Below are 21,003 nucleotides of genomic sequence, written 5' to 3' on the forward strand. Positions count from 1 at the left end.
CTACTTAACTCATTGAATCTCAAGGAGTTTTCCGTTTCGACTGCGCCGGAAGTGGGGCGAATTATAGACTTCCAGAATCTGCCGTCAACCCCTAATTACGCTTTTGTTGCAGAAGATACTTTCCTACCCAGCAAACGCGGGATCCGACGCATAACCGACGGCACCCTTAGCACTAATAGTGCGGCACCTATAAAGGCGTATATCGCCCATTCTTTCAGATCCGCCCGCACGATCCACAGCATATGCAGCAGCCCCAGCCCCAGAATCAGATACACCAGGCGATGCAGTTTCTTCCAGCGCACCCCCAATCGTCGCTGACTGTAGCGATTGGATGTAACCGCCAATGCCAATAGCCCGAGAAACCCAAGCGCCCCCACAATAATATAAGGCCGCTTACTCAACTCGACGCCCAACTGCGACCAGTCGAACCCCAATATGAACGCCGCATACCCGCTTAAATGCAGCACCACATAAGCAAAGCACCACAACCCCAATTGACGCCTGACTGCAATCCACCCCGCCCACCCCGTCAATTTCTGCAACGGCGTCATGCTCAAGGTGATCAACAACAGGATCAGCGTCCCCAACCCGAGCCGATCCACCAGCACTTTGCCCGGGTCAGGACCCAACGAATTCATCAAGGCCTCGTAAAGCCAGAACAACGGCCAGACCGCCGCCGCGATGAAGACGCTGATTCGCCAGACTGGAAAACGCATCAGTAGTCCTTCCTCAGGTCCATCCCTGCATATAAAGAAGCGACTTCATCCTGATAGCCGTTGAACATCAGCGTGTCGCGCACATTGGGACTGAACAGCCCGCTCGGCAAACGGCGCTCACGTGCCTGGGTCCAACGCGGGTGATCGACTGTTGGATTGACGTTGGCATAGAAACCGTATTCGTCAGACGCAATGCTTTGCCACGTGGTCTTCGGCTGCTCGCTCACCAGACTGATGCGCACGATGGACTTCACACTTTTGAACCCATACTTCCAAGGAACCACCAACCGCAGCGGCGCGCCGTTCTGGTTCGGCAACTCCCGCCCGTACATCCCCACCGCGAGAATCGCCAACGGGTTCATCGCCTCGTCCAAACGCAGCCCCTCCACATACGGCCAGTCGATCAAGGCGAAACCGGAACGCTGCCCCGGCATGACCTTGGGGTCCTGCAGGGTTTCGAAACGGATGTACTTGGCCTTTGAGGTCGGCTCGACTTGCTTGAGCAATGCGGAGATGGGAAAGCCGATCCACGGAATAACCATGGACCAGGCCTCGACACAGCGCAGCCGATAAATCCGCTCTTCCAGTTGATAAGGCTTCATGAAGTCTTCCAACCCATAGCGCCCCGGTTTACCCACCTCCCCGTCCACCACCACGCTCCAGGGCTCGGTCTTCAAGGAGCCGGCATTGGCTGCCGGGTCCCCTTTGTCGGTGCCGAACTCATAGAAGTTGTTGTAATGGGTCGCGTCCTTGAACGGTGTGATCGCCTCATTCTTGACCGTGACCGCCTCCCATTGGACCGAAGGCAGTTTCTCGGCAAACCAGGACGGCGCCTTGCCCGGTTCGACATCGGCATAACGCGCCGCATCGGCAGCGCTGGCCCATTGCGGCAAGCTGCTCACGGCGAGACCCGCCATGGTTGCACCGAGCATCTGGCGACGAGATAGATAGAAGGATTCGGGCGTGACGTCCGATTCACGGCAGTCGGACGACTTGGGGATCTTGATCAGCATGACAACTCCGCAGTATTGGAGGGCAGGTGCACCAATAGACTGCGGAGTATGGGGGAAATTACATTAAGGCAACGTTTAGCGTCGGCGAAGACGCAACAAGTACTGCACCGGGCCGGAAGCCGCATAAGCGAGGAATACCAGCAGCAGGATACGCGGCGGATCACTGAACACCACGGCGAATACCAGCACCACCGCTAGAATCGCAACGAACGGCACACGCCCCTTCAGATCCAGCTCCTTGAAACTGTTGTACTTGATGTTGCTGACCATCAGCATCCCCGCCGCGGCAACCAGCAGCGCCACCAGGAACGACATTTTTGAACCCTGGATGCCATAGTCGCTGAATGCCCAGACCACACCCGCCACGACACCCGCCGCAGCCGGACTGGCCAGGCCGATGAAGTAACGCTTGTCAGCCTTGCCGACCTGGGTGTTGAAACGCGCCAGGCGCAACGCCGCACCCGCCACATAGATGAAGGCGACCATCCAGCCGACCTTGCCCATGTCTCCCAGCGCCCAGCCGAACGCCAGCAAGGCGGGCGCCACGCCAAACGCGACCATGTCGGACAGCGAATCATATTCGGCGCCGAACGCGCTTTGGGTATTGGTCATGCGGGCGACGCGCCCGTCCAGGCCATCGAGCACCATGGCGACGAAGATCGCAATGGCGGCGAACGCGAAGTAACGGCTCGCCCCTGCGCTATCGCCGGCGCTCAAGGCGGCCTGGGCGCTCATGGAGCTGATGATGGAATAGAAACCGGCGAACAGGTTCGCGGTGGTGAACAGATTCGGCAGCAGATAGATGCCACGATGCCGGACCTTTCGGCCTTCAGCGTCATGGCCTTCTTCGATATGTTCATCGATGGGCAACAGGCTTTCGGCGTCAGGAGCCTGGTTTGGCTCGTCGGGACGTTCGCTCATGGACAATACCTTGCAACGGTGTGAAAAAATTCGACAGATGTCTGGGACGACGGTTCGGCCGCAAACGATGCAGCTTTATACCAGAAGCCATCGCCCAAACGAAAAAACGCGGCCAAGGCCGCGTTTTTCGATCAAGCTCGCGACTTAGTTCTTGGCTTTGTCGACGATCTTGTTGGCACCGATCCACGGCATCATCGAACGCAGTTGCTCGCCGATGATTTCGATACCGTGGGCGGCGTTGTTGCGACGCTTGGCGGTCATCGAAGGATAGCCGGTGGCGCCTTCGCTGATGAACATCTTGGCGTATTCGCCGTCCTGGATACGTTTCAGGGCATTGCGCATGGCCTGGCGGGACTCGGCGTTGATCACTTCCGGACCGGTCACGTACTCGCCGTATTCGGCGTTGTTGGAGATCGAGTAGTTCATGTTGGCGATACCGCCTTCGTACATGAGGTCAACGATCAGCTTCAGTTCGTGCAGGCATTCGAAGTAGGCCATTTCTGGCGCGTAGCCGGCTTCAACCAGGGTTTCGAAACCGGCCTTGACCAGCTCGACGGTACCGCCACACAGAACGGCTTGCTCGCCGAACAGGTCGGTTTCGGTCTCGTCCTTGAAGGTGGTTTCGATGATGCCGGTACGACCGCCACCCACGCCAGCAGCGTAGGACAAGGCCACGTTCTTGGCGTTGCCGGATGCGTCCTGGTAGATCGCGATCAGGTCAGGGATACCGCCGCCCTTGACGAACTCGGAACGCACGGTGTGACCCGGGGCCTTCGGCGCGATCATGATCACGTCGAGGTCGGCACGTGGCACGACTTGGTTGTAGTGGATCGCGAAGCCGTGGGAGAAGGCCAGGGTGGCGCCTTTCTTGATGTTCGGTTCGATTTCGTTCTTGTACAGCGCCGATTGGAACTCGTCCGGGGTCAGGATCATGACCAGGTCGGCAGCGGCAACGGCAGAAGCCACGTCGGTCACTTTCAGGCCGTGGGCCTCGGCCTTGGCAACGGTGGCCGAGCCTTTACGCAGGCCGACAGTTACGTCAACGCCGGAATCTTTCAGGTTGCACGCCTGGGCGTGGCCTTGGGAACCGTAACCAATGATGGCGACTTTCTTGCCCTGGATGATCGACAGGTCGCAATCTTTATCGTAGAAAACTTTCATGAATTTCCCCTATATCCGGCCATTCAGGCCATTCGCTAATTTGGTTTAGATGCTCAGTACTTTGTCGCCGCGGGCAATCCCGGTGACGCCACTGCGTACGGTTTCCAGAATCGAGGCAGTGCCGATCGATTGGATGAAGCTGTCGAGCTTGTCGCTGGTACCGGTCAACTGAACGGTATAGACGCTGGCGCTGACATCGACGATCTGCCCACGATAAATATCGGTAGTACGCTTGATCTCGGCGCGCTGGGCGCCGGTGGCCTTGACCTTGACCAGCATCAGTTCACGCTCGATGTGAGCGCTTTCCGACAGGTCCACCAGCTTGACCACCTCGATCAGCTTGTTCAGGTTCTTGGTGATCTGCTCGATGACTTCATCGTGCCCCACGGTGGTCAGCGTCAGACGCGACAAAGTCGGGTCTTCGGTGGGTGCCACGGTCAGGCTTTCGATGTTGTAGTTGCGCTGCGAGAACAGGCCTACAACACGAGACAGCGCACCCGGTTCGTTTTCCAGAAGCAAGGAAATAATGTGTCGCATGATTAGGTACGCTCCGTCTTGCTCAGCCACATATCGCGCATGGAGCCGTCTTTGATCTGCATCGGGTAGACGTGCTCGCTGGTGTCGACCGCAATATCGATCACCACCAGGCGATCCTTCATGGCGAACGCTTCCTCCATCTTCGACTTCAAGTCCTTCGATTCGGTGATGCGCACGCCAACGTGACCGTAGGCCTCCGCCAGCTTGACGAAATCAGGCAGCGATTCCATGTAGGAGTGCGAGTGACGGCTGCCATAGCTCATGTCCTGCCACTGGCGAACCATCCCCAACACACCGTTGTTCAGGATCACGATCTTCACCGGCAAACCATATTGCAGGCAGGTGGACAGTTCCTGGATGTTCATCTGGATGCTGCCCTCGCCCGTGACGCAGGCGACATCGGCTTGCGGAAAGCTCAACTTGATGCCCATGGCCGCCGGAAAACCGAAGCCCATGGTGCCCAGGCCGCCGGAGTTGATCCAGCGGTTGGGTTTGTCGAACTTGTAGTATTGCGCGGCGAACATCTGGTGCTGGCCCACGTCGGAGGTCACAAAGGCATCGCCCTTGGTCACTTCGCACAGGGTTTCGATCACGGTCTGCGGCTTGATCACGCTGCCGTCGCCCTTGTCATAAGGGAACAGGCCGCGATCGCCACGCCATTCATCGACTTGCTTCCACCAGCTGGCCACGGACTCCTTGTTCGGAACCTCGCCGATTTCCTTGAGAATGGCGACCATTTCGGTCAGCACGCTCTCTACAGGACCGACAATCGGCACGTCTGCCTTGATGGTCTTGGAGATGGACGCCGGGTCGATGTCGATGTGGATGATCTTGGCGTTCGGGCAGAATTTCGCCGCGCCGTTGATCACACGGTCGTCGAAACGCGCGCCGACCGCGAGGATGACATCGGCGTGGTGCATCGCCAGGTTGGCGGTGTAGCTGCCGTGCATGCCGAGCATGCCAATGAACTGACGGTCCGAACCCGGGAACGCACCCAGGCCCATCAGCGTATTGGTGACCGGCAGGTTGAGCATTTTGGCCAACTCGGTCAGCGGCGCGGAGCCACCGCCGAGGATCACGCCACCACCGGAGTACAACACCGGGCGCTTGGCCGCCAGCAGCATTTCGGCGGCCTTGCGGATTTGCCCGGAATGACCACGGACCGCCGGGCTGTAGGAACGCAGCTTGGCTTTTTTCGGGAAGATGTATTCGAACTTCTCGGCCGGGTTGGTCATGTCTTTGGGGACGTCGACCACGACCGGACCCGGACGACCGGATTCGGCCAGGTAGAAGGCCTTCTTCATGACTTCCGGGATTTCCGACGCGTGCTTGATCATGAAGCTGTGCTTCACGATCGGCCGGGAGATACCGATCATGTCGGTTTCCTGGAATGCATCGGTGCCCACCATGGTGCTGGGCACCTGGCCGGAGATGATCACCATCGGGATGGAGTCCATGTACGCGGTGGCGATACCGGTGATGGCGTTCGTGGCGCCAGGACCGGAAGTCACCAGGACCACGCCGGCCTTGCCGGTAGCACGGGCATAACCATCAGCCATATGGGTGGCCGCCTGCTCGTGACGAACCAGGATGTGGGTCACTTCCGGCTCTTTGAACAGGGCATCGTAGACATGAAGAAGAGCACCACCGGGGTACCCGTAGATATATTTGACGCCTTCGTCACGCAAAAAGCGGACGAGCATCTCACCGCCAGATAAAAGCTCCACGTTGTTCACCTCTAAAACGCCAGAATACCGACCCACAAAAGGGGACGGGTCTTAATAGGTTTACTTCTCGGCAGAGCATGAGCGACGGTGGTCGCCGACTACGTCAGCACTGACTGAGCAAGTATTGGGATCGTCCCAAGTGTTGCGGGCCTTTCCCACCCAGCGCGAGGTAACGCGTTGCGGGTGTAACAGGTCGGCGCGGATATGCGCCTCATGATCTGCCGAGTGGGTCTGCTTCTGGCAGTCCCTCTACAGCGGACTTTGGATTCTTCTGTTTCGCCTCCTTCAAGTCAAGTCGTCTATGTGCTTTATTCGAAGTAAGCGCATGAGAACGCAAGAAAAAACCCTTAAACGGCAACTGTGTTAGCTTCAATTGCGCAATCCAAGACAAGGAAACAGCATGCGAATGATGTTATTGACGGCCAGCCTGCTGGTAGGCCTGAGCCCGATGAGCATGGCCGGCCAGATCTATAAATGGGTGGACGCCCAAGGCGTGACCCACTTTGGCGCCCAGCCGCCCCAAGGCGTGGAAGCGACGACCGTGGGCAAGTCCGCGACGCCAGCGCCCAAACCACCGCCCCCCGCTTCAGGCGGGGTCGTTGGCGATCAAAAGGCCATCGACCAACAGGTCAAAAAAGAAGTTGCCGAGCAGGAAGCCCAGCTCAAGGCGTTCTGCGAACAGGCCCGGACCAACCTGGCGCAATTGCAGAACAACCCCAGGGTGCGGGAAGACGTGGAGGGGGAAATGCGCCGCCTCACGGATGAAGAGCGACGCCAGCGGATCGATGAGACCCGCCAGCAGATCGAGGAACACTGCCAGTAATGGCGATCAACCGACGTCGCTGATCAACTGATCGAACTGCGCCAGCAGCCGCTGCAACTGGGCGCCCTGCCCTGGCCGCTGGGCATAGACCATCTCGGCCATGGCAAGGATGCCCGAGGCGTTGGGCAGCGGCAGGTCGTTTTCCAGGATGGCTTTCATCCTGGGCAGGAAAATCCATTGCAGCCACTGCTCGAAATCCAGGGTGTCGACCGCGAACGGCTCGACACTGGCCAGCGCCTGCGCCGAAGGTGAAACCTCGCTCCACCAGCCCTGGACCCGTAGCTCCCGTTCGATCAGCAGCAACTGATCGGCGATTTGGGGAAAACGCGTATCCATCAGAGCGAAACCTTGGCCTTCTGACGGGCCAACGCCGCGCCAGCCGAATCGCCTTGTTTCTCACGAGCCTGGGCGATCAATTCCCACAGGCTGGCCTGAAGTGCCGGGCGGCCACTGGCGAAGGTCAGGCCACGGCGGGCCAATTGCTCGGCTTGCGGCGCATCGCCCTGGGCCATACGCACCTGGGCCAGGCGATAAAGCACTTGTGGCTCACGTGGCGCCACACGCTGGGCACGCTCCAGGCTGGAGGAGGCGCCGTTGAGGTCGCCGCCAGCCTGTTGCTGTTGTGCCGTGGTCAGCAGGGCCAGCACCGGGCCGTCCAGTTGCTCATCGGCGGACAAGCCACCGGCACTGGCCGACGGGATGCTGCTCGGCGTCGAGGGCATGCTGTAGCTGCCCTGATCGATCGGCGAGGTTTCGATAGGGCCTGGCGTGATCGGGCCCGGCGTGATCGGCGTGCTGCTGATCGGCGCCGAGGTCGTCGCGCCGCCACCGGGCACCATCACCACCACACCGGTGTCGCCTTGCGGAATCGCCTGGGCCTGGCCCTGCACGGGTCGTTTCACCGTCGTTTGACGGAAACCACCGTTGGCCGAGATCCGCTCGCTGTTGGACACAGCGGTGCCGGAGTCAACGACCGGAATCGAACCGCGTTGTACGGTAGAGCAACCACTGAGCAAAGCCACGGCCGTTACCGCTGGAATCAACCACTTGTTCACTTGAAACCCTCTTTGCTTAATTCATCCAGTCCTTGACCCAATCCATCACCGATTCGGCGGGATTCGTGCCGCCACAGGCTGCACCGGGTGGCGGTTCGCTGCCGCGAATATACGGCATCTGTACTGCGCCCGGGCAATTGGCGTCGGAACCTTGGCCAGTACGCGAATCAACCCAGGCCTGGACGATATTGTCGGGTTGCGGCATGTCCAGCGGCAACGGGTCGGCCTTGCGCATGAAACTGGTCCAGACCTGCAGCGCGCCGGTGGCGCCGGTGAACGGGGTCTTGCCGTTGTCATCACGACCGAGCCAGACCACCGCCAGCAGGTCCTGACTGAAACCGGCGAACCAGCTGTCACGCGAGTCGTTACTGGTGCCTGTCTTACCCGCCAGGGTCAGGGTCCGGGGCAGCACGTTATAGACCGAACTGCCGGTGCCTTCACGCATGACCCGCTGCATCGCGCTCTGGATCAGGTAAATGGACGCCGGATCGAAACGTTGCTGGATCTGGAACGGATAACGCTTGAGCGGCTCGCCATCGGCGGTCAGCACGCTGCGAATCCCGCGCATCGGTGTATTGAAACCGCCGTTGGCCAACGTCTGGTACATCGCCGCCACTTCTATTGGCGTCAGCCCACCAGCGCCCAGCAGCATCGACGGGAAGGCCGGGAATTCGCGGCTTACCCCCAGGCGCGCCAGGGTCTTGAGTACGTTCGGCACGCCGACTTCCAGCCCAAGGCGAGCCGTCGACAGGTTGTAGGAATGCGCCAGCCCTTGGTAGAGGAACACCGTGCCGTGGGGGCGACGATCATAGTTTTGCGGCGTCCAGACCTGACCGTCCGCGCCCTTGATCGAGAATGACTCGTCGGACAGCCAGCTCGTCAGCGTGTACTGGCTGGGCTTTTCCAAGGCGGTAAGGTAAACCGCTGGCTTGATCAACGAGCCGATCGGGCGCACCGCGTCCAATGCCCGGTTGAATCCCGCAAAGCTGGCCTGGCGACTGCCGATCATCGCTTGGACCTCACCGGTTTCCGGGTTGGTCACGACCATGGCCGCCTCGACTTCGTCGGAGCCCTTGCGCCCCGCCAATCGCTTGAAGGTGTCCTCGACCGAGGCTTCGGCCTTCATCTGCAGGATCGGGTCGAAACTGGTGAAGATGCGCAGGCCTTCTTCGGTCAAGTCTTCGTCGCGGTAGTCTTCCCGCAGTTGACGCTTGACCAGGTCCATGAATCCTGGGAACGAACTGTCCGCCAGGCTGCCACGCTTGGTCACGCCCAACGGCATCTTTTTCGCCGCTTCGACTTGCTCGGCTGTCGCCACACCTTGTTGTTGCAGCAAGTCGAGCACCAGGTTGCGCCGCTCGAGGGCACGTTCCGGATTACGACGCGGGTTGTAGGAAGACGGCCCCTTGACCATGCCCACCAGCAACGCCACTTGATGCAGCTTGAGTTCGGACAGCGGCTGGCTGAAGAAGAACTGGCTGGCAAGGCCGAAACCGTGCACCGCCCGCTGACCGTCCTGGCCGACGAAGACCTCGTTGAGGTAGGCCTCCAGGATCTCCTGCTTGTCGTAGTGCAACTCCAGCAACAACGCCATCATGGCTTCGGTGAGCTTGCGGGTCAGGCTGCGCTCGTTGGTCAGGTAGAAGTTCTTGACCAACTGTTGGGTCAGGGTACTTCCGCCCTGGCGCATATGGCCCGAGGAGGTGTTGACCCAGATAGCCCGGGCAATCGATTTGGGCGAGACGCCGAAGTGATGGTAGAAGTCGCGGTCTTCGACGGCGATCAGCGTATCGAGCAGGAACGGTGGGACCTGGTCGATCTTGATCAGGATCCGGTCTTCGAGATTCTTGGGGTACAGGCCACCAATGAGCAGCGGCTCAAGGCGCACCACCGACAGGCTCGCGTTGTTGGCGCCGGTCAGCGCAGCCACGTAGTCGCCGGAAAAACGCACCCGCACCGGTTGCGCCTGTTCCATGCCTTCATAGAACTGGAAACCACGGGTGTTGAGGTCGATGGTATTGCCATTGACCGAGGCCGCACCCGGACCATTGGCCACGCTTTCACGGCGATAACCCAAGGCATCGAGTTCGGTCAGGAAGTCGGCCTTGCTCAGCTTTTGTCCGACGAACAGCTCCAACGGCCGGGCATAGACCTTGGCCGGAATGGTCCAGCGCTTGCCGGAGAACTTCTCCTGGACCACGGCATCGAGATAGACCGCAAAACCGGCGAGCACGACGAGGCCCACCAGGCTGAGTTTAAGGGCCCAGCCCAGCCAGGGCCGCAGGCGGCTGGCGGGTGGTTTCTTGGGGGTACGGGGGGATCGGGTACGAGTCATGGCGGCGGATTATACGCACTTTGCTGCGGTTCAACATGAGCCCCCCACTCGGTTTGCGTTAGCGCGGCTAGCGGCCATAATGACGGCCTTGAATTTTCCAGTCTATGAAGGACCGCCCGTGAGCCAATCCCTGATCGCCGCCTTGCAAAACCCGGCCCTCTACCCGCATCCCGTCGAAGCGTTCCAGGTCATCGAAACCCACATTTCCTGGGTATTGCTCACCGGGCCATACGCCTACAAATTCAAAAAGCCGGTCAACTTCGGCTTCCTCGATTTCACCAACCTCCAAGCGCGCCAGCATTTCTGCGACGAAGAATTGCGCCTGAACCAGCGCCTGACCCAGGACCTGTACCTGGAAGTCCTGCCGGTTACCGGCAGCGCCGAAGCGCCACAGCTCGGTGGCGACGGCCCGGCCATCGAATACGCCCTGAAAATGCGTCAATTCCCCCAGAGCCAATTGCTCAGCACACTGCAAGCCAACGGCGAACTGACCACCGCGCACATCGACGAGATGGCCGCCCAGATCGCCCAGTTCCACCTCTCCACGCCCAAGGTGCCCGCCGAAAACGTCGCCGGCACGCCGCAAAGCGTGATGGCGCCGGTGCTGCAGAACTTCGAACAGATCCGCCCGTTCCTCAACGACAAGGCCGACCTGCTGCAACTTGAAGCACTGCAAGCCTGGGCCGAGAGCAGTTTCGAACGCCTCAAGCCGCTGCTCACCCAGCGCAAGGCCGACGGTTTCATCCGCGAATGCCACGGTGATATCCACCTGGGCAACGCCACCGTGATCGACGGCAAGGTGGTGATTTTCGACTGCATCGAATTCAACGAACCGTTCCGCTTCACCGACGTCTACGCCGACACCGGCTTCCTGGCGATGGACCTGGAGGATCGTGGCCTCAAATCGTTGGCGCGGCGTTTCGTCAGCCAATACCTGGAACTGACCGGCGACTACCAGGGCTTGGAACTGCTGAACTTCTATAAAGCCTACCGCGCCCTCGTCCGGGCCAAAGTCGCACTGTTCAGCATGCCGGCCGAAGCCGATCCAGTGCAGCGCGCAACCACCCTGCGCCAATACCGCAACTACGCCAACCTGGCCGAAAGCTACAGCACCATTCCTTCGCCCTTCCTGGCCATCACCCACGGTGTTTCGGCCGTTGGCAAAAGCCATGTCGCAATGCGCCTGGTCGAAGCACTGGGGGCCATTCGCCTGCGTTCGGACGTGGAGCGCAAGCGCCTGTTCGGTCAACAACAGGTCCCCAACGATCCGCAGGCCGGCATTTATGGCAGCGACGCCAGCAGCGCCACCTACGCCCACCTGCATGAAGTCGCCGCGACGATCCTGCGCGCCGGTTTCCCGGTGGTGATCGATGCCACCTATCTCAAGCACGATCAGCGCGATGCCGCGGCAAAAGTCGCCGAGGCCACCGGCGCTCCGTTCCTGATTCTCGACTGCGACGCGCCGCAAGCGGTCATCGAAAGCCGACTGGCGCAGCGCCAGGCCGACCAGCAAGACCCCTCCGATGCGAACCTGGCGGTCATTGCCGCACAACAGTCCAGCCGCGAAGCCCTGACCCCGGCGGAAATTCTCTGCAGCAAACGGGTCCAAACCAATGAAAGCGGTACGCTCGACATTGTCGTCGCGCAAATCCGCCAGCGTTTGCCAGGCCTGTAAATCACTATTTTGGCCGTGAAGCGATGCCCGGCTTCACGGCCAATAAATAGTGGCACTATACTGGCGTCATAAAACCAACAGGTGATATGAAATGAGCCATCCCAAGATTCTCAACAGCCCGCTTTATGCTCTGCTGCGCAAAGATGACATTTCAGGCTTCAACAAGGAGCGCCCTCAAGGCACGGTCGACATGCGCGGCGGCGATTTTCGCGGCCTCGATCTGCGGGAACTGAACGCGGAGGACGTTGATTTCACCGATGCGTATTTCCGTGCCACCGACTTACGCGGCATCGATTTCCGCAAATCATCATTGGAAGGCGCGAGCCTGGCCCATGCGCAGATATCCGGGGCCTACTTCCCGCCCGAGCTGTCTGCGGACGAAATCCTGATGTCGATGAATTTCGGCACCCGATTGCGCTACCGCACCCGCTGACAGTCTCTAACGAGGCCGCTCAACCCGCGGACCTGCCCCGACCGAACACATCTCCAGCGCCCTCGCTTGCGCTGGAGAATGCAGTCTATTCCCACCTCATCGTGCGTAATGCATTAGAAGCTTTTGCGTCGAATCCCACCAAAGAATCACGTTTTTCCTACTGACCGCTACACTGCTCAGAAGCTTGCCCACCGCACCAGTCGGCCGTCGCAAGGAGGCTCGATGAATGATGAACTGCAACACCTGAAGAATCTGGGCAAGACATCGGCCCAGTGGCTGCACGCCGTGGGTATCCACAGCGCTTCTGATCTACGCCGGCTCGGGGCCGTGGATGCCTATCGCGCCGTGCGCACTCGCGGTTTCCGGGCGTCCAAGGTGTTGCTGTACGCCATTGAGGGTGCGTTGATGGATGTGCATTGGAATGACATCCCCGCTGAACGCAAGGAAGCCTTGAATAAACAGCTGGACGCTATTTCGACGCGCCACAAAGCCTGACACCCCTTTTCGTTCCCTGTGCGAACCCTGGCCGCGAGGTTATTTCGACGAATCGTAAAACAATGTTTGACATGGTAATGAGAATCGCTATGATTAGCACATCCGGTCGCGAGACTGGTCGATATTTGAACAGCCCTTGGTTCGGACTCTCAGATATCTCCTCATCAGGCTAATCACGGTTATTTGACCCGGCTCTTGCCGGGTCTTTTTTTGCCTGCAATCTCATTGACGGATGTGTTCACGCATCTGCACACAATAATCCTGTGGCGGCATGGCCGGGGTGTACCACACGTAATCGGCCATGGCCGACGTTACGTCACTGCCCTCCTCAGCCAGCATCAGGACGACCGGTGCCTCGCTGGCGCCAAGATCCAGCGCATGCAGCGGCATACCGACATCTTTTCGCCCATGCCAGGCGCCAGCGAACAACAATGCCGGGGTCGGCGCTTGCAGCAGGCGTTCGGCCATGCGCCGGTCACGCTGTTGCTGTACGGCCAGCATTGGCGGCATTTGCGACTCTGGCAGCAAACCGCAGTGGGATTCACGAATCTGTTCCAACAACGCGTCCTTCACCGTGACGGCATTGGAGCGAGTGCCCACCAAGCCGGGCGCTTGCCGATAGAAGCGCTGGATCTCAGCGGCGTCCAGATTGGCGGCCAGCAATGGATAACGTTGCGCCAGGGCAAACTCGACGATGGGCCCATAGAGATTCCAATCCCAGCCGGGGGACCAGGCCAGCGCGCCGGGCAAATCCTTGGGCAAGGCGGGCAACTGGCGAACGGAATCAACCCGTGGCTGTTGCGCGGGGGTGAGCATTTCCAGCAACAGGCTGCCTTGGGCCCGCTGCCCGGCCAAGGATTGGAGTAGCCATCGCTGCAGCGCGTGGTGATCAGGATTGTCGTGCCGCTCACCCACCACCACTCGTGGCGCCCTTGCCAGGCGTTCGACCAACACTTGAGGCGTCACGGCCTGACCGTTGTGCAAGTCACGAATCCGTCCGCCAAGCGGGGGCGGAGCAATGCTCTGGCAGGCCGTCAGTACACTCAATGCCAGAATCAGGAGCAAGCGCACGTCCCTATCCTCCAGGGCGCCCTCAGCGGGCAATGATCAACGGATGCCCGCGCTCCGGATGGTCTTGCACCAGCACGTCCAGGCCGAACACCGCCTTGAGCGGTTCCGGGCGCAGCACCTGCCGGGGCGTGTCCAGGGCCACCGGTCGACCGGAGGCGAGCAGTAACAGGCGATCACAGTAACGCGCCGCCAGGTTCAGGTCATGCAGGATTACCAGCACGGCAGCGCCGCGACTGGTGAACTCCCGCACTGCCTGGAGGATGGTGTGCTGGTGCAACGGATCGAGCATCGAAGTGGGCTCGTCCAGCAACAGGGTTTGCCCTGTTTCACCGGGCCACAACTGCGCCAGCACCCGCGCCAGATGCACCCGCTGGCGTTCGCCACCGGATAACGCCAGGTAACTGCGGCCATGCAGATGCGCGGCGTCCGCCGCTTGCAGCGCCGCGGCGACGATTTGCTCGTCCCGCAGCCGGCCGCTCTGGTGCGGCAAGCGCCCCATGCCGACGACTTCCTCGACACGGAAAGCAAAATCCAGGGTTGACGATTGCGGCAAGACCGCCAGGCGGCGGGCGCGCTCGGCACCCTGCCAGTGGGCCAGTGGCCGGTCATCGAGCCAGACCTGCCCCTGGCTCGGGCGCAATTCGCCACACAGGCCCGCCAGCAAGGTGCTTTTGCCCGCACCATTAGGCCCGAGCACACCTAGCACTTCGCCGGGGTTGAGCAGCAGATCGACGCCCGCCAGCACGGTTTTCCGGCCACGTTGAATGTGCAGGTTCTGCGCTCGCAGCATCAGGCGCGCCCTCGCACCAATAGATAGAGAAAGAACGGCGCGCCGATGAACGCCGTGACGATGCCGATCGGCAATTCCGCCGGGGCCAGCGCCAGGCGTGCCACCAGGTCGGCCAGCAACAACAGGCTTGCGCCCGCCAGCACCGAAGCGGGCAACAAGACCCGGTGATCAGGGCCGGCCACCAGGCGCACCAGATGCGGCACCACCAGCCCCACAAAGCCGATCATGCCCGCCGCCGCCACCGCCGCGCCAACCCCCAGCGCCGTACAAAACACCAGCTCACGCTTGAGGGCTTCGACGTTGACACCCAGGTGGGCGGCCTCGGACTCACCCAGCAACAGCGCATTGAGTTGCCGGGCCCGGCGTGGCAACCAGAGCGCGACGCCGGCGCTGACCAGCAACAGCGGCCACAACCTCGCGTAGCTGGCGCCGTTGAGACTGCCCAGGTTCCAGAACGTCAAGGTGCGCAGGGTCGCGTCGTCTGCCAGGTAAGTGAACAGGCCAACGGCGGAACCGGACAACGCGGTCAAGGCAATGCCGGCCAAGAGCATGGTCGCGACATGGGTCTGGCCATTGCGTCGACCGAGACGATAGACCAGCGCCGTCACGCCGAGCCCGCCGAGGAACGCACACAACGACAACACGTAGGGACCAAAGGCTTCGGGCAACCCGCCCAGCGTCGAGCCAGCGACAATCGCGAATGCGGCCCCGAGCGCCGCGCCGCTGGACACCCCCACCAGCCCCGGGTCCGCCAATGGGTTACGGAACAGGCCCTGCATCGCCACGCCGGACAACGCCAACACCCCGCCCACCGCCAAGCCGAGCAGCGTGCGTGGCAAACGGATCTGGCCAAGAATCAGTTCGGCCTGCTCCAGGCCATCGGCGGCCACTGGCAAACCCAACAAGCGCAAGGCGGCGCGCAAAGTGTCCAGCAGCGGCAGGCTCACCGGCCCCAGGGCCAGGGACAACCAGGTCGCCAGCAGACACAGCAGGCCCAGGCCGATGAATAAAGTGCGTGGCTTGACCAACGCGGTCATGGCGCCGTGGCCGACTCAGCCGGATAGAAACCGGCCGTCAGTTTCACCAGGCTTTGCGGCAGACGCGGACCCAACCCGCCCACCAACAGCGTCGGGTCGAGCTCCATGACGCGCCCGTCCCTCGCGGCCCGGGTCGAGGAGAGGATCGGGTTTTCCCTGAACAACGCCGCTCGCGCCTCTTCACCGCTCAGGGCTCGGTCGGCGAAGACCAGCACTTCAGGATTCAGGCCAGCCAGGCTTTCCACGGAAAAAGACTTGTAGCCACTGTGAGTCGCGAGGTTGTGACCGCCGGCCTGCTGCAACAGCCAGTCGGCGGAAGTGCCCTTGCCAGCAACCAGTGGCTTGCCACCGGAACTGCCCACCAACAGCAACACCCCAGGTGCCTTTTGCTTACGCTGGGCCTCCACTACACGGGCGTGTTGCTGGGTGAGCTGTTCCTGATAACGATCGAATACCTGGGCTGCCGCGGCCTCGGCCCCCAGCAACTGGCCCAAGTGACGCAAATTGCCTTGCAACGTCGGCAGGTCAGGGGTGGCCGAGAACAGTTCGACCTGCACGCCGGCGCTGCGGATTTGCGCCAGCACCGGTGGAGGTCCCATTTCTTCGGTGCCCACCAGGATCTGCGGGCGCAGGCTCAATACACCCTCGGCGGACAATTGTCGCTGATAGCCAATGCTGGGCAGGGCCCGCAACGACTCAGGATGCTGGCTGGTGGTGTCCACGCCCACCAGTTTCGGTTCGCCGCCCAGCGCACTGACCCACTCCGACAGGGCGCCGCCAGCGCTGACCCAACGCTGCGGCGACTCAGCGGCGCTGATCCCCTGGTTGACCAACAGTGCGACACAGAGCGCAACAACGCGGATGTTCAGGCGCATCGGGCAGCTTCCTCGAAGAAGTTTTTCACAGGACCGGGTAGGGCCAAGTATCCTCAGCCACTGTGAAGGAGGCGCCATTTGATAATTGTTTTCATTTGACCGTCAAGCATGGATCTTCCCCGGCAAATGAGAGAACCCTGTGGGAGCGGGCTTGCTCGCGAATGCGGTGTCTCATACAGCACTGCGTCCCCTGACACACTGCATTCGCGAGCAAGCCCGCTCCCACAGGTTCTTACCGAGGACACCCATGAAGTTTCTTTGTACCGCCGCCCAATTGCCCGACAACGGCAGTCGCGGCTTCGAGCTCGATGGGCGCAAGCTCCTGGCCGTGCGGCGCGCCGGCCAGGTGTATGTCTATCTCAATCGCTGCCCGCACCGTGGCGTGCCGCTGGAATGGCAACCCGACCAGTTCCTCGACCCCAGCGCCAGCCTGATCCAGTGCGCCACTCACGGCGCGCTGTTCCTGATCGAAAGTGGTGAATGCGTGGCCGGCCCCTGCGCCGGTCAGTTCCTCGCTGCCCTAGATAGCCGGGAGGACGAGCACGGCGTCTGGGTCGAGCTCTAGCAACACCGGCAACGCACGGTCAACCCACATCTGCTCGGGCGTCAGCGTGACCCCGTAGGCCAGCACCTCCACACCCGCCGCCACCGCGTCACGCAGGGCAGCGGCGTACACCGGGTCGATTTCGTGTGCCGGGCGCACGGCCTCGATGCCACTGAGGTTCACGCAATACAGCTGCACCGCCCGCACGCCTTGCCGGGCCAGGCAGGCCAGTTCTCTCAAGTGTTTGGCCCCACGCAAGGTCACCGCATCGGGAAACGCCGCCACGTGGGTGCCATCGAACCCCAGCGTGACACTTTTGACTTCGACCCAGGCCGAGCCTTGATCGTAGTCCAGGCGAAAATCGATACGGCTGTTTTCCACGCCATAGGCCACTTCACGCTTGAGCCCGGTAAACCCGTTCAGTTCACTGATGACGCCTGCGCGCAAGGCTTCTTCAACCAAGGCATTGGCCCGTGCGGTATTGATGCAGGCGAGCCGTCCCTGAGGGGTTTCGCCGATTTCCCAAGTGCCGGGCAACTTGCGCTTGGGGTCGCTGGAGCGACTGAACCAGACGCGCGCGCCTTCGGCCATGCAATTGAGCATCGAGCCAGTGTTGGGGCAGTGAATGGTAAGAAGTTCGCCGTGAACGGTCTCGATATCAGCGAGAAAACGCTTGTAACGTCGTATCAAGCGGCCTTCTTCCAACGCAGGGGAAAAGTGCATCAGCCTTGCCAACTCCGCAGTCCGCGCCCGATTCGCTCCACCGCTTGCTGTAACCGCGGCAGGCTCTGTGTATAGGCGAAACGCACATGGTGGCCGGCCTGGTGGCGTCCGAAGTCCAGACCCGGCGTGAAGGCCACGTGTTCGGTTTCCAGGAAATGCTGGCAGAACGCAAAGGCATCGCCGCCGAACGCGCTGATATCGGCATAGAGGTAAAACGCCCCTTGCGGCTCCACCGCGATGCCGAAGCCCAATTCCCGCAAGGCCGGCAGCAGAAAGTCGCGGCGCAACGCGAACTCGGCCCGACGCTGCTCGAAGATCTCGATGGTGGCGGGCTCGAAACAGGCCAGGGCGGCATACTGGGCCATGCTCGGCGCACTGATGTAGAGGTTCTGCGCAAGCTTTTCCAGCTCGCCGATGGCCGCCGAAGGGGCCACCAGCCAGCCGAGCCGCCAACCGGTCATGCCGAAATACTTGGAAAAACTATTGAGGACAAAGGCATCGTCATCCACTTCCAACACGCTGGCGGCGTCGGTGCCGTAGGTCAGGCCGTGATAGATCTCGTCCACTACCAGATGGCCGTTGTGGGCCTTGATGGCCTTGGACAGCCCCGCCAGCTCGTCCCGGGCCAGAATCGTCCCGGTCGGGTTGGCCGGCGAGGCCACCAACGCACCGACGCTGTCCTGGTCCCAATGGCGGTTCACCAGGTCCGGCGTCAGTTGGTAACGCACATCCGGCCCCACCGGCACCAATTGCGCCGCGCCTTCCACCAGGCGCAGGAAATGACGGTTACAGGGATAGCCAGGGTCGGCCAACAGCCAATGCTTGCCCGGGTCGACCAACAACGCGCTGGCCAGCAGCAGCGCGCCAGAGCCGCCCGGCGTGATCATGATGCGTCGAGGGTCGATGTCGACGCCGTAGCGCTGCCCATAGAAACCCGAGATGGCCTCGCGCAGCTCAGGGATGCCCCGGGCCGCGGTGTAACGGGTCTTGCCCGCCGCCAGCGCGGCCTGGCCGGCCTGGATGATCGGCTCGGCGGTGGTGAAGTCCGGCTCGCCGATCTCCAAGTGGATGACGTCATGCCCGGCGGCTTGCAGTTCGTTGGCGCGGGCCAACAGCGCCATCACATGGAAAGGTTCGATGGCGCGGCTGCGCGCACTGTAGGGCTGAGCCATTGGCCTTCCTTCAGGGGAAAAAGAACCGATTCTACCCAACTCGGGAACAACTGCGGGAACGAGCACGAACCCGAAGCGGTCTGAGCCCTCGGATTGCAGGAAATGACTCCCGCGATTGGCCCAGGCTTGACTAGAATCAAGCATTGAGCAGGTTGATATCCCCACCGAAGCGAACCCGGCCACGTTTTACAAGCCCCGGCCGCCGCAGGCTCGACAACCGGGAGTAGCGCGGCCCGATTTGATCTGGTAAGTTCGCCCGCTTGCAGCCGCAGGGCCGGCAGGTGTCGGTGATGGAGCAATCCTGCGTAGTGGATTACAAGAGTAGAGGCGGTCCATTCATGCCCACCCAAGCAAAGCAAAATCAAAATCAAACGCTCAGCGGGTTTGAGCCGTACGTCCCGCAAGCTGGCGAAGAGTACATGGGCGCCCCCATGCGCGCGCACTTCACCAAGATCCTGAACAAGTGGAAACAGGACTTGATGCAGGAAGTCGACCGCACCGTGGATCACATGAAAGACGAAGCGGCCAACTTCCCCGACCCGGCCGACCGTGCCAGTCAGGAAGAAGAGTTCAGCCTCGAGCTGCGCGCCCGTGACCGTGAGCGCAAGCTCATCAAGAAAATCGACAAGACCCTGCAATTGATCGAAGACGAAGAGTACGGTTGGTGCGAGTCCTGCGGCGTCGAGATCGGCGTCAAGCGTCTGGAGGCGCGTCCGACCGCCGACATGTGTGTCGACTGCAAGACCCTGGCGGAAATCAAGGAAAAACAGGTCGGCAAGTAATTGCTGGGGCTGTCACCGAAACGGAGCGTTCATACGCTCCGTTTTTTGTTTCCGAAGTTCTCCCCAAGCCTGGTGAACCCATGTGGGAGCGGGCTTGCTCGCGAAAGCGGTGGATCAGCCAGCATTGATGTAACAGATACACCGCCTTCGCGAGCAAGCCCGCTCCCACAAGGGAATTATGCTTCGGCATCAAGATTTGTATGCCTTTCGCCCGGACCCAGTAACATTCGCCCTATGACTGCCTACATCGGACGCTTCGCCCCCACCCCCAGCGGCCATTTGCATTTCGGTTCGCTGGTCGCCGCACTGGCCTCGTACCTGGACGCCCGGGCTGTGGGTGGGCGCTGGTTGCTGCGCATGGAGGACCTCGACCCGCCCCGGGAGGAGCCGGGCGCGCAAGCGGCGATTCTCAAGGCGCTGGAAAGCTACGGGTTCGAATGGGACGGCGATATGGTTCGCCAGAGCGAACGCCATGACGCCTACGATCAGGTCATCAACCGCCTGTTCAGCCAAGGGTTGGCCTATGCGTGCACTTGTTCACGCAAGCAACTGGAGGCCTACCAGGGTATTTATCCGGGACTGTGCCGCAATGCCGGGCACGGCACCGAGGACGCCGCCATCCGCCTGCGCGTCCCCGAGCTTGAATACCACTTCACCGACCGGGTCCAGGGCGAGTTCCGCCAGCACCTGGGCCGTGAGGTCGGTGACTTCGTGATCCGCCGCCGAGACGGGCTCTACGCTTATCAACTGGCCGTGGTCCTGGACGACGCCTGGCAAGGGGTGACCGATATCGTGCGCGGCGCCGACCTGCTGGACTCCACGCCGCGCCAGCTCTACCTGCAAGAACTGCTCGGGTTGCCGCAACCGCGTTACCTGCACGTGCCGCTGATCACCCAGCCCGACGGGCACAAGCTTGGCAAATCCTACCGTTCACCGCCGCTGGCGGCCGACCAGGCCACGCCGCTGTTGCTAAGGGCCTTGCGAGCACTGGGCCAGCAACCGGGCCTCGAACTGGCCGATGCCAGCCCACGGGAACTGCTGGCCTGGGGCATTCGCCACTGGGATGCGGGCAATATCCCGCGCACACTGAGCCTGCCCGAAGCGCAAATACGTTGACG

22 protein-coding genes are annotated in these 21,003 nt (G+C 61.3%); 7 read left to right on the plus strand and 15 right to left on the minus strand.

The features are described 5' to 3' along the window. Nucleotides 1-95: 95 nt before the first annotated feature. The 6 genes from msrQ to HU767_RS20800 all read right to left on the minus strand — a co-directional run bounded on the left by msrQ (nucleotide 96) and on the right by HU767_RS20800 (nucleotide 6,075). Nucleotides 96-716 (minus strand): protein-methionine-sulfoxide reductase heme-binding subunit MsrQ, encoded by a 621-nt coding sequence (gene msrQ, locus HU767_RS20775; RefSeq protein WP_186730360.1) that lies wholly within the window; start codon nucleotides 714-716, stop codon nucleotides 96-98. Continuing rightward, the gene (gene msrP, locus HU767_RS20780) at nucleotides 716-1,729 is read right to left on the minus strand and encodes a protein-methionine-sulfoxide reductase catalytic subunit MsrP (protein ID WP_186730361.1); all 1,014 of its coding nucleotides are present in this window, start codon (nucleotides 1,727-1,729) and stop codon (nucleotides 716-718) included. Before msrP ends, msrQ begins: the two co-directional genes overlap by 1 nt. A gap of 75 nt (nucleotides 1,730-1,804) precedes the next feature. Next, a complete protein-coding gene (gene pssA, locus HU767_RS20785) occupies nucleotides 1,805-2,650 on the minus strand; it encodes a CDP-diacylglycerol--serine O-phosphatidyltransferase (protein ID WP_053125264.1) in 846 nt (281 codons plus the stop codon). Between the two features lie 144 nt (nucleotides 2,651-2,794). Further along, nucleotides 2,795-3,811, minus strand: a complete 1,017-nt coding sequence (gene ilvC / locus HU767_RS20790) for a ketol-acid reductoisomerase (protein ID WP_003185459.1) — start codon at nucleotides 3,809-3,811, stop codon at nucleotides 2,795-2,797. 45 nt (nucleotides 3,812-3,856) lie between these two features. Continuing rightward, nucleotides 3,857-4,348 carry an acetolactate synthase small subunit gene (ilvN, locus tag HU767_RS20795; protein WP_003176102.1) on the minus strand — a complete coding sequence of 164 codons (492 nt, stop codon included), beginning with the start codon at nucleotides 4,346-4,348 and terminating at the stop codon, nucleotides 3,857-3,859. Between the two features lie 2 nt (nucleotides 4,349-4,350). Continuing rightward, on the minus strand, nucleotides 4,351-6,075 hold the full coding sequence (locus tag HU767_RS20800; RefSeq protein ID WP_186709149.1) for an acetolactate synthase 3 large subunit: 1,725 nt from the start codon (nucleotides 6,073-6,075) through the stop codon (nucleotides 4,351-4,353). 400 nt (nucleotides 6,076-6,475) lie between these two features. On the opposite strand from HU767_RS20800, the gene HU767_RS20805 reads away from it, so the two are divergent. Beyond that, a complete protein-coding gene (locus tag HU767_RS20805; protein WP_186730362.1) occupies nucleotides 6,476-6,898 on the plus strand; it encodes a DUF4124 domain-containing protein in 423 nt (140 codons plus the stop codon). A 6-nt stretch (nucleotides 6,899-6,904) separates the two neighbouring features. Here HU767_RS20805 and HU767_RS20810 read toward each other — a convergent pair whose 3' ends face one another. From HU767_RS20810 to mrcB, 3 genes are read right to left on the minus strand one after another with little or no spacing between them, the layout of a single operon-like run. Further along, nucleotides 6,905-7,234: a YqcC family protein gene (locus HU767_RS20810; protein ID WP_186730363.1), complete on the minus strand. Its 330-nt coding sequence runs from the start codon at nucleotides 7,232-7,234 to the stop codon at nucleotides 6,905-6,907. After that, a complete protein-coding gene (locus tag HU767_RS20815) occupies nucleotides 7,234-7,953 on the minus strand; it encodes a hypothetical protein (RefSeq protein ID WP_186709143.1) in 720 nt (239 codons plus the stop codon). The genes HU767_RS20810 and HU767_RS20815 overlap by 1 nt, the downstream gene beginning before the upstream one ends. A 16-nt stretch (nucleotides 7,954-7,969) precedes the next feature. Next, nucleotides 7,970-10,288: a penicillin-binding protein 1B gene (gene mrcB / locus HU767_RS20820; protein WP_186709141.1), complete on the minus strand. Its 2,319-nt coding sequence runs from the start codon at nucleotides 10,286-10,288 to the stop codon at nucleotides 7,970-7,972. Between the two features lie 118 nt (nucleotides 10,289-10,406). Between mrcB and HU767_RS20825 the strand changes: the two genes are divergently transcribed. The 3 genes from HU767_RS20825 (at nucleotide 10,407) to HU767_RS20835 (ending at nucleotide 12,891) form a co-directional block, all read left to right on the plus strand. Further along, nucleotides 10,407-11,963, plus strand: a complete 1,557-nt coding sequence (locus HU767_RS20825) for a bifunctional aminoglycoside phosphotransferase/ATP-binding protein (RefSeq protein WP_186709139.1) — start codon at nucleotides 10,407-10,409, stop codon at nucleotides 11,961-11,963. A gap of 91 nt (nucleotides 11,964-12,054) precedes the next feature. Continuing rightward, a complete protein-coding gene (locus HU767_RS20830; protein WP_186709138.1) occupies nucleotides 12,055-12,396 on the plus strand; it encodes a pentapeptide repeat-containing protein in 342 nt (113 codons plus the stop codon). A gap of 222 nt (nucleotides 12,397-12,618) precedes the next feature. Then, on the plus strand, nucleotides 12,619-12,891 hold the full coding sequence (locus tag HU767_RS20835; protein WP_003205623.1) for a TfoX/Sxy family protein: 273 nt from the start codon (nucleotides 12,619-12,621) through the stop codon (nucleotides 12,889-12,891). Between the two features lie 222 nt (nucleotides 12,892-13,113). Here the strand turns inward: HU767_RS20835 and HU767_RS20840 are convergent, their stop codons facing one another. Genes HU767_RS20840 through HU767_RS20855 form a run of 4 tightly spaced genes read right to left on the minus strand, consistent with a single transcriptional unit; the run spans nucleotide 13,114 to nucleotide 16,664 of the window. Continuing rightward, nucleotides 13,114-13,962, minus strand: coding sequence for a ChaN family lipoprotein (locus HU767_RS20840; protein ID WP_186709136.1), 849 nt, complete (start codon nucleotides 13,960-13,962; stop codon nucleotides 13,114-13,116). A gap of 22 nt (nucleotides 13,963-13,984) precedes the next feature. Next, nucleotides 13,985-14,752, minus strand: coding sequence for a heme ABC transporter ATP-binding protein (locus HU767_RS20845; RefSeq protein ID WP_186709128.1), 768 nt, complete (start codon nucleotides 14,750-14,752; stop codon nucleotides 13,985-13,987). Beyond that, a complete protein-coding gene (locus tag HU767_RS20850; protein ID WP_186709154.1) occupies nucleotides 14,752-15,735 on the minus strand; it encodes an iron ABC transporter permease in 984 nt (327 codons plus the stop codon). Before HU767_RS20850 ends, HU767_RS20845 begins: the two co-directional genes overlap by 1 nt. Nucleotides 15,736-15,785: 50 nt before the next feature. Continuing rightward, nucleotides 15,786-16,664 (minus strand): ABC transporter substrate-binding protein, encoded by an 879-nt coding sequence (locus tag HU767_RS20855; RefSeq protein ID WP_186730364.1) that lies wholly within the window; start codon nucleotides 16,662-16,664, stop codon nucleotides 15,786-15,788. 247 nt (nucleotides 16,665-16,911) lie between these two features. Here HU767_RS20855 and HU767_RS20860 point away from each other — a divergent pair, with 247 nt between their 5' ends. After that, entirely contained in the window at nucleotides 16,912-17,229 is a 318-nt protein-coding gene (locus tag HU767_RS20860) for a Rieske (2Fe-2S) protein (RefSeq protein WP_186709124.1), read from the plus strand. On the opposite strand, the gene sfsA is transcribed toward HU767_RS20860, so the two are convergent. Further along, the gene (gene sfsA, locus HU767_RS20865; RefSeq protein ID WP_186730365.1) at nucleotides 17,185-17,931 is read right to left on the minus strand and encodes a DNA/RNA nuclease SfsA; all 747 of its coding nucleotides are present in this window, start codon (nucleotides 17,929-17,931) and stop codon (nucleotides 17,185-17,187) included. The two genes, HU767_RS20860 and sfsA, sit on opposite strands and share 45 nt — an antisense overlap. After that, nucleotides 17,931-19,103 carry a pyridoxal phosphate-dependent aminotransferase gene (locus tag HU767_RS20870; RefSeq protein ID WP_186730366.1) on the minus strand — a complete coding sequence of 391 codons (1,173 nt, stop codon included), beginning with the start codon at nucleotides 19,101-19,103 and terminating at the stop codon, nucleotides 17,931-17,933. The genes sfsA and HU767_RS20870 overlap by 1 nt, the downstream gene beginning before the upstream one ends. Before the next feature lie 338 nt (nucleotides 19,104-19,441). On the opposite strand from HU767_RS20870, the gene dksA reads away from it, so the two are divergent. Together dksA and gluQRS are read left to right on the plus strand one after the other, a co-directional pair. Beyond that, a complete protein-coding gene (gene dksA, locus HU767_RS20875) occupies nucleotides 19,442-19,885 on the plus strand; it encodes an RNA polymerase-binding protein DksA (RefSeq protein ID WP_186709115.1) in 444 nt (147 codons plus the stop codon). 234 nt (nucleotides 19,886-20,119) lie between these two features. Then, complete coding sequence (gene gluQRS, locus HU767_RS20880) at nucleotides 20,120-21,001, plus strand: tRNA glutamyl-Q(34) synthetase GluQRS (RefSeq protein WP_186730367.1); 882 nt, start codon at nucleotides 20,120-20,122, stop codon at nucleotides 20,999-21,001. Nucleotides 21,002-21,003: the final 2 nt, after the last annotated feature.

Origin of the sequence: Pseudomonas sp. SWRI179 (genome assembly GCF_014268705.1) — a bacterium.
Classification (GTDB): Bacteria; Pseudomonadota; Gammaproteobacteria; order Pseudomonadales; family Pseudomonadaceae; genus Aquipseudomonas; species Aquipseudomonas zanjanensis.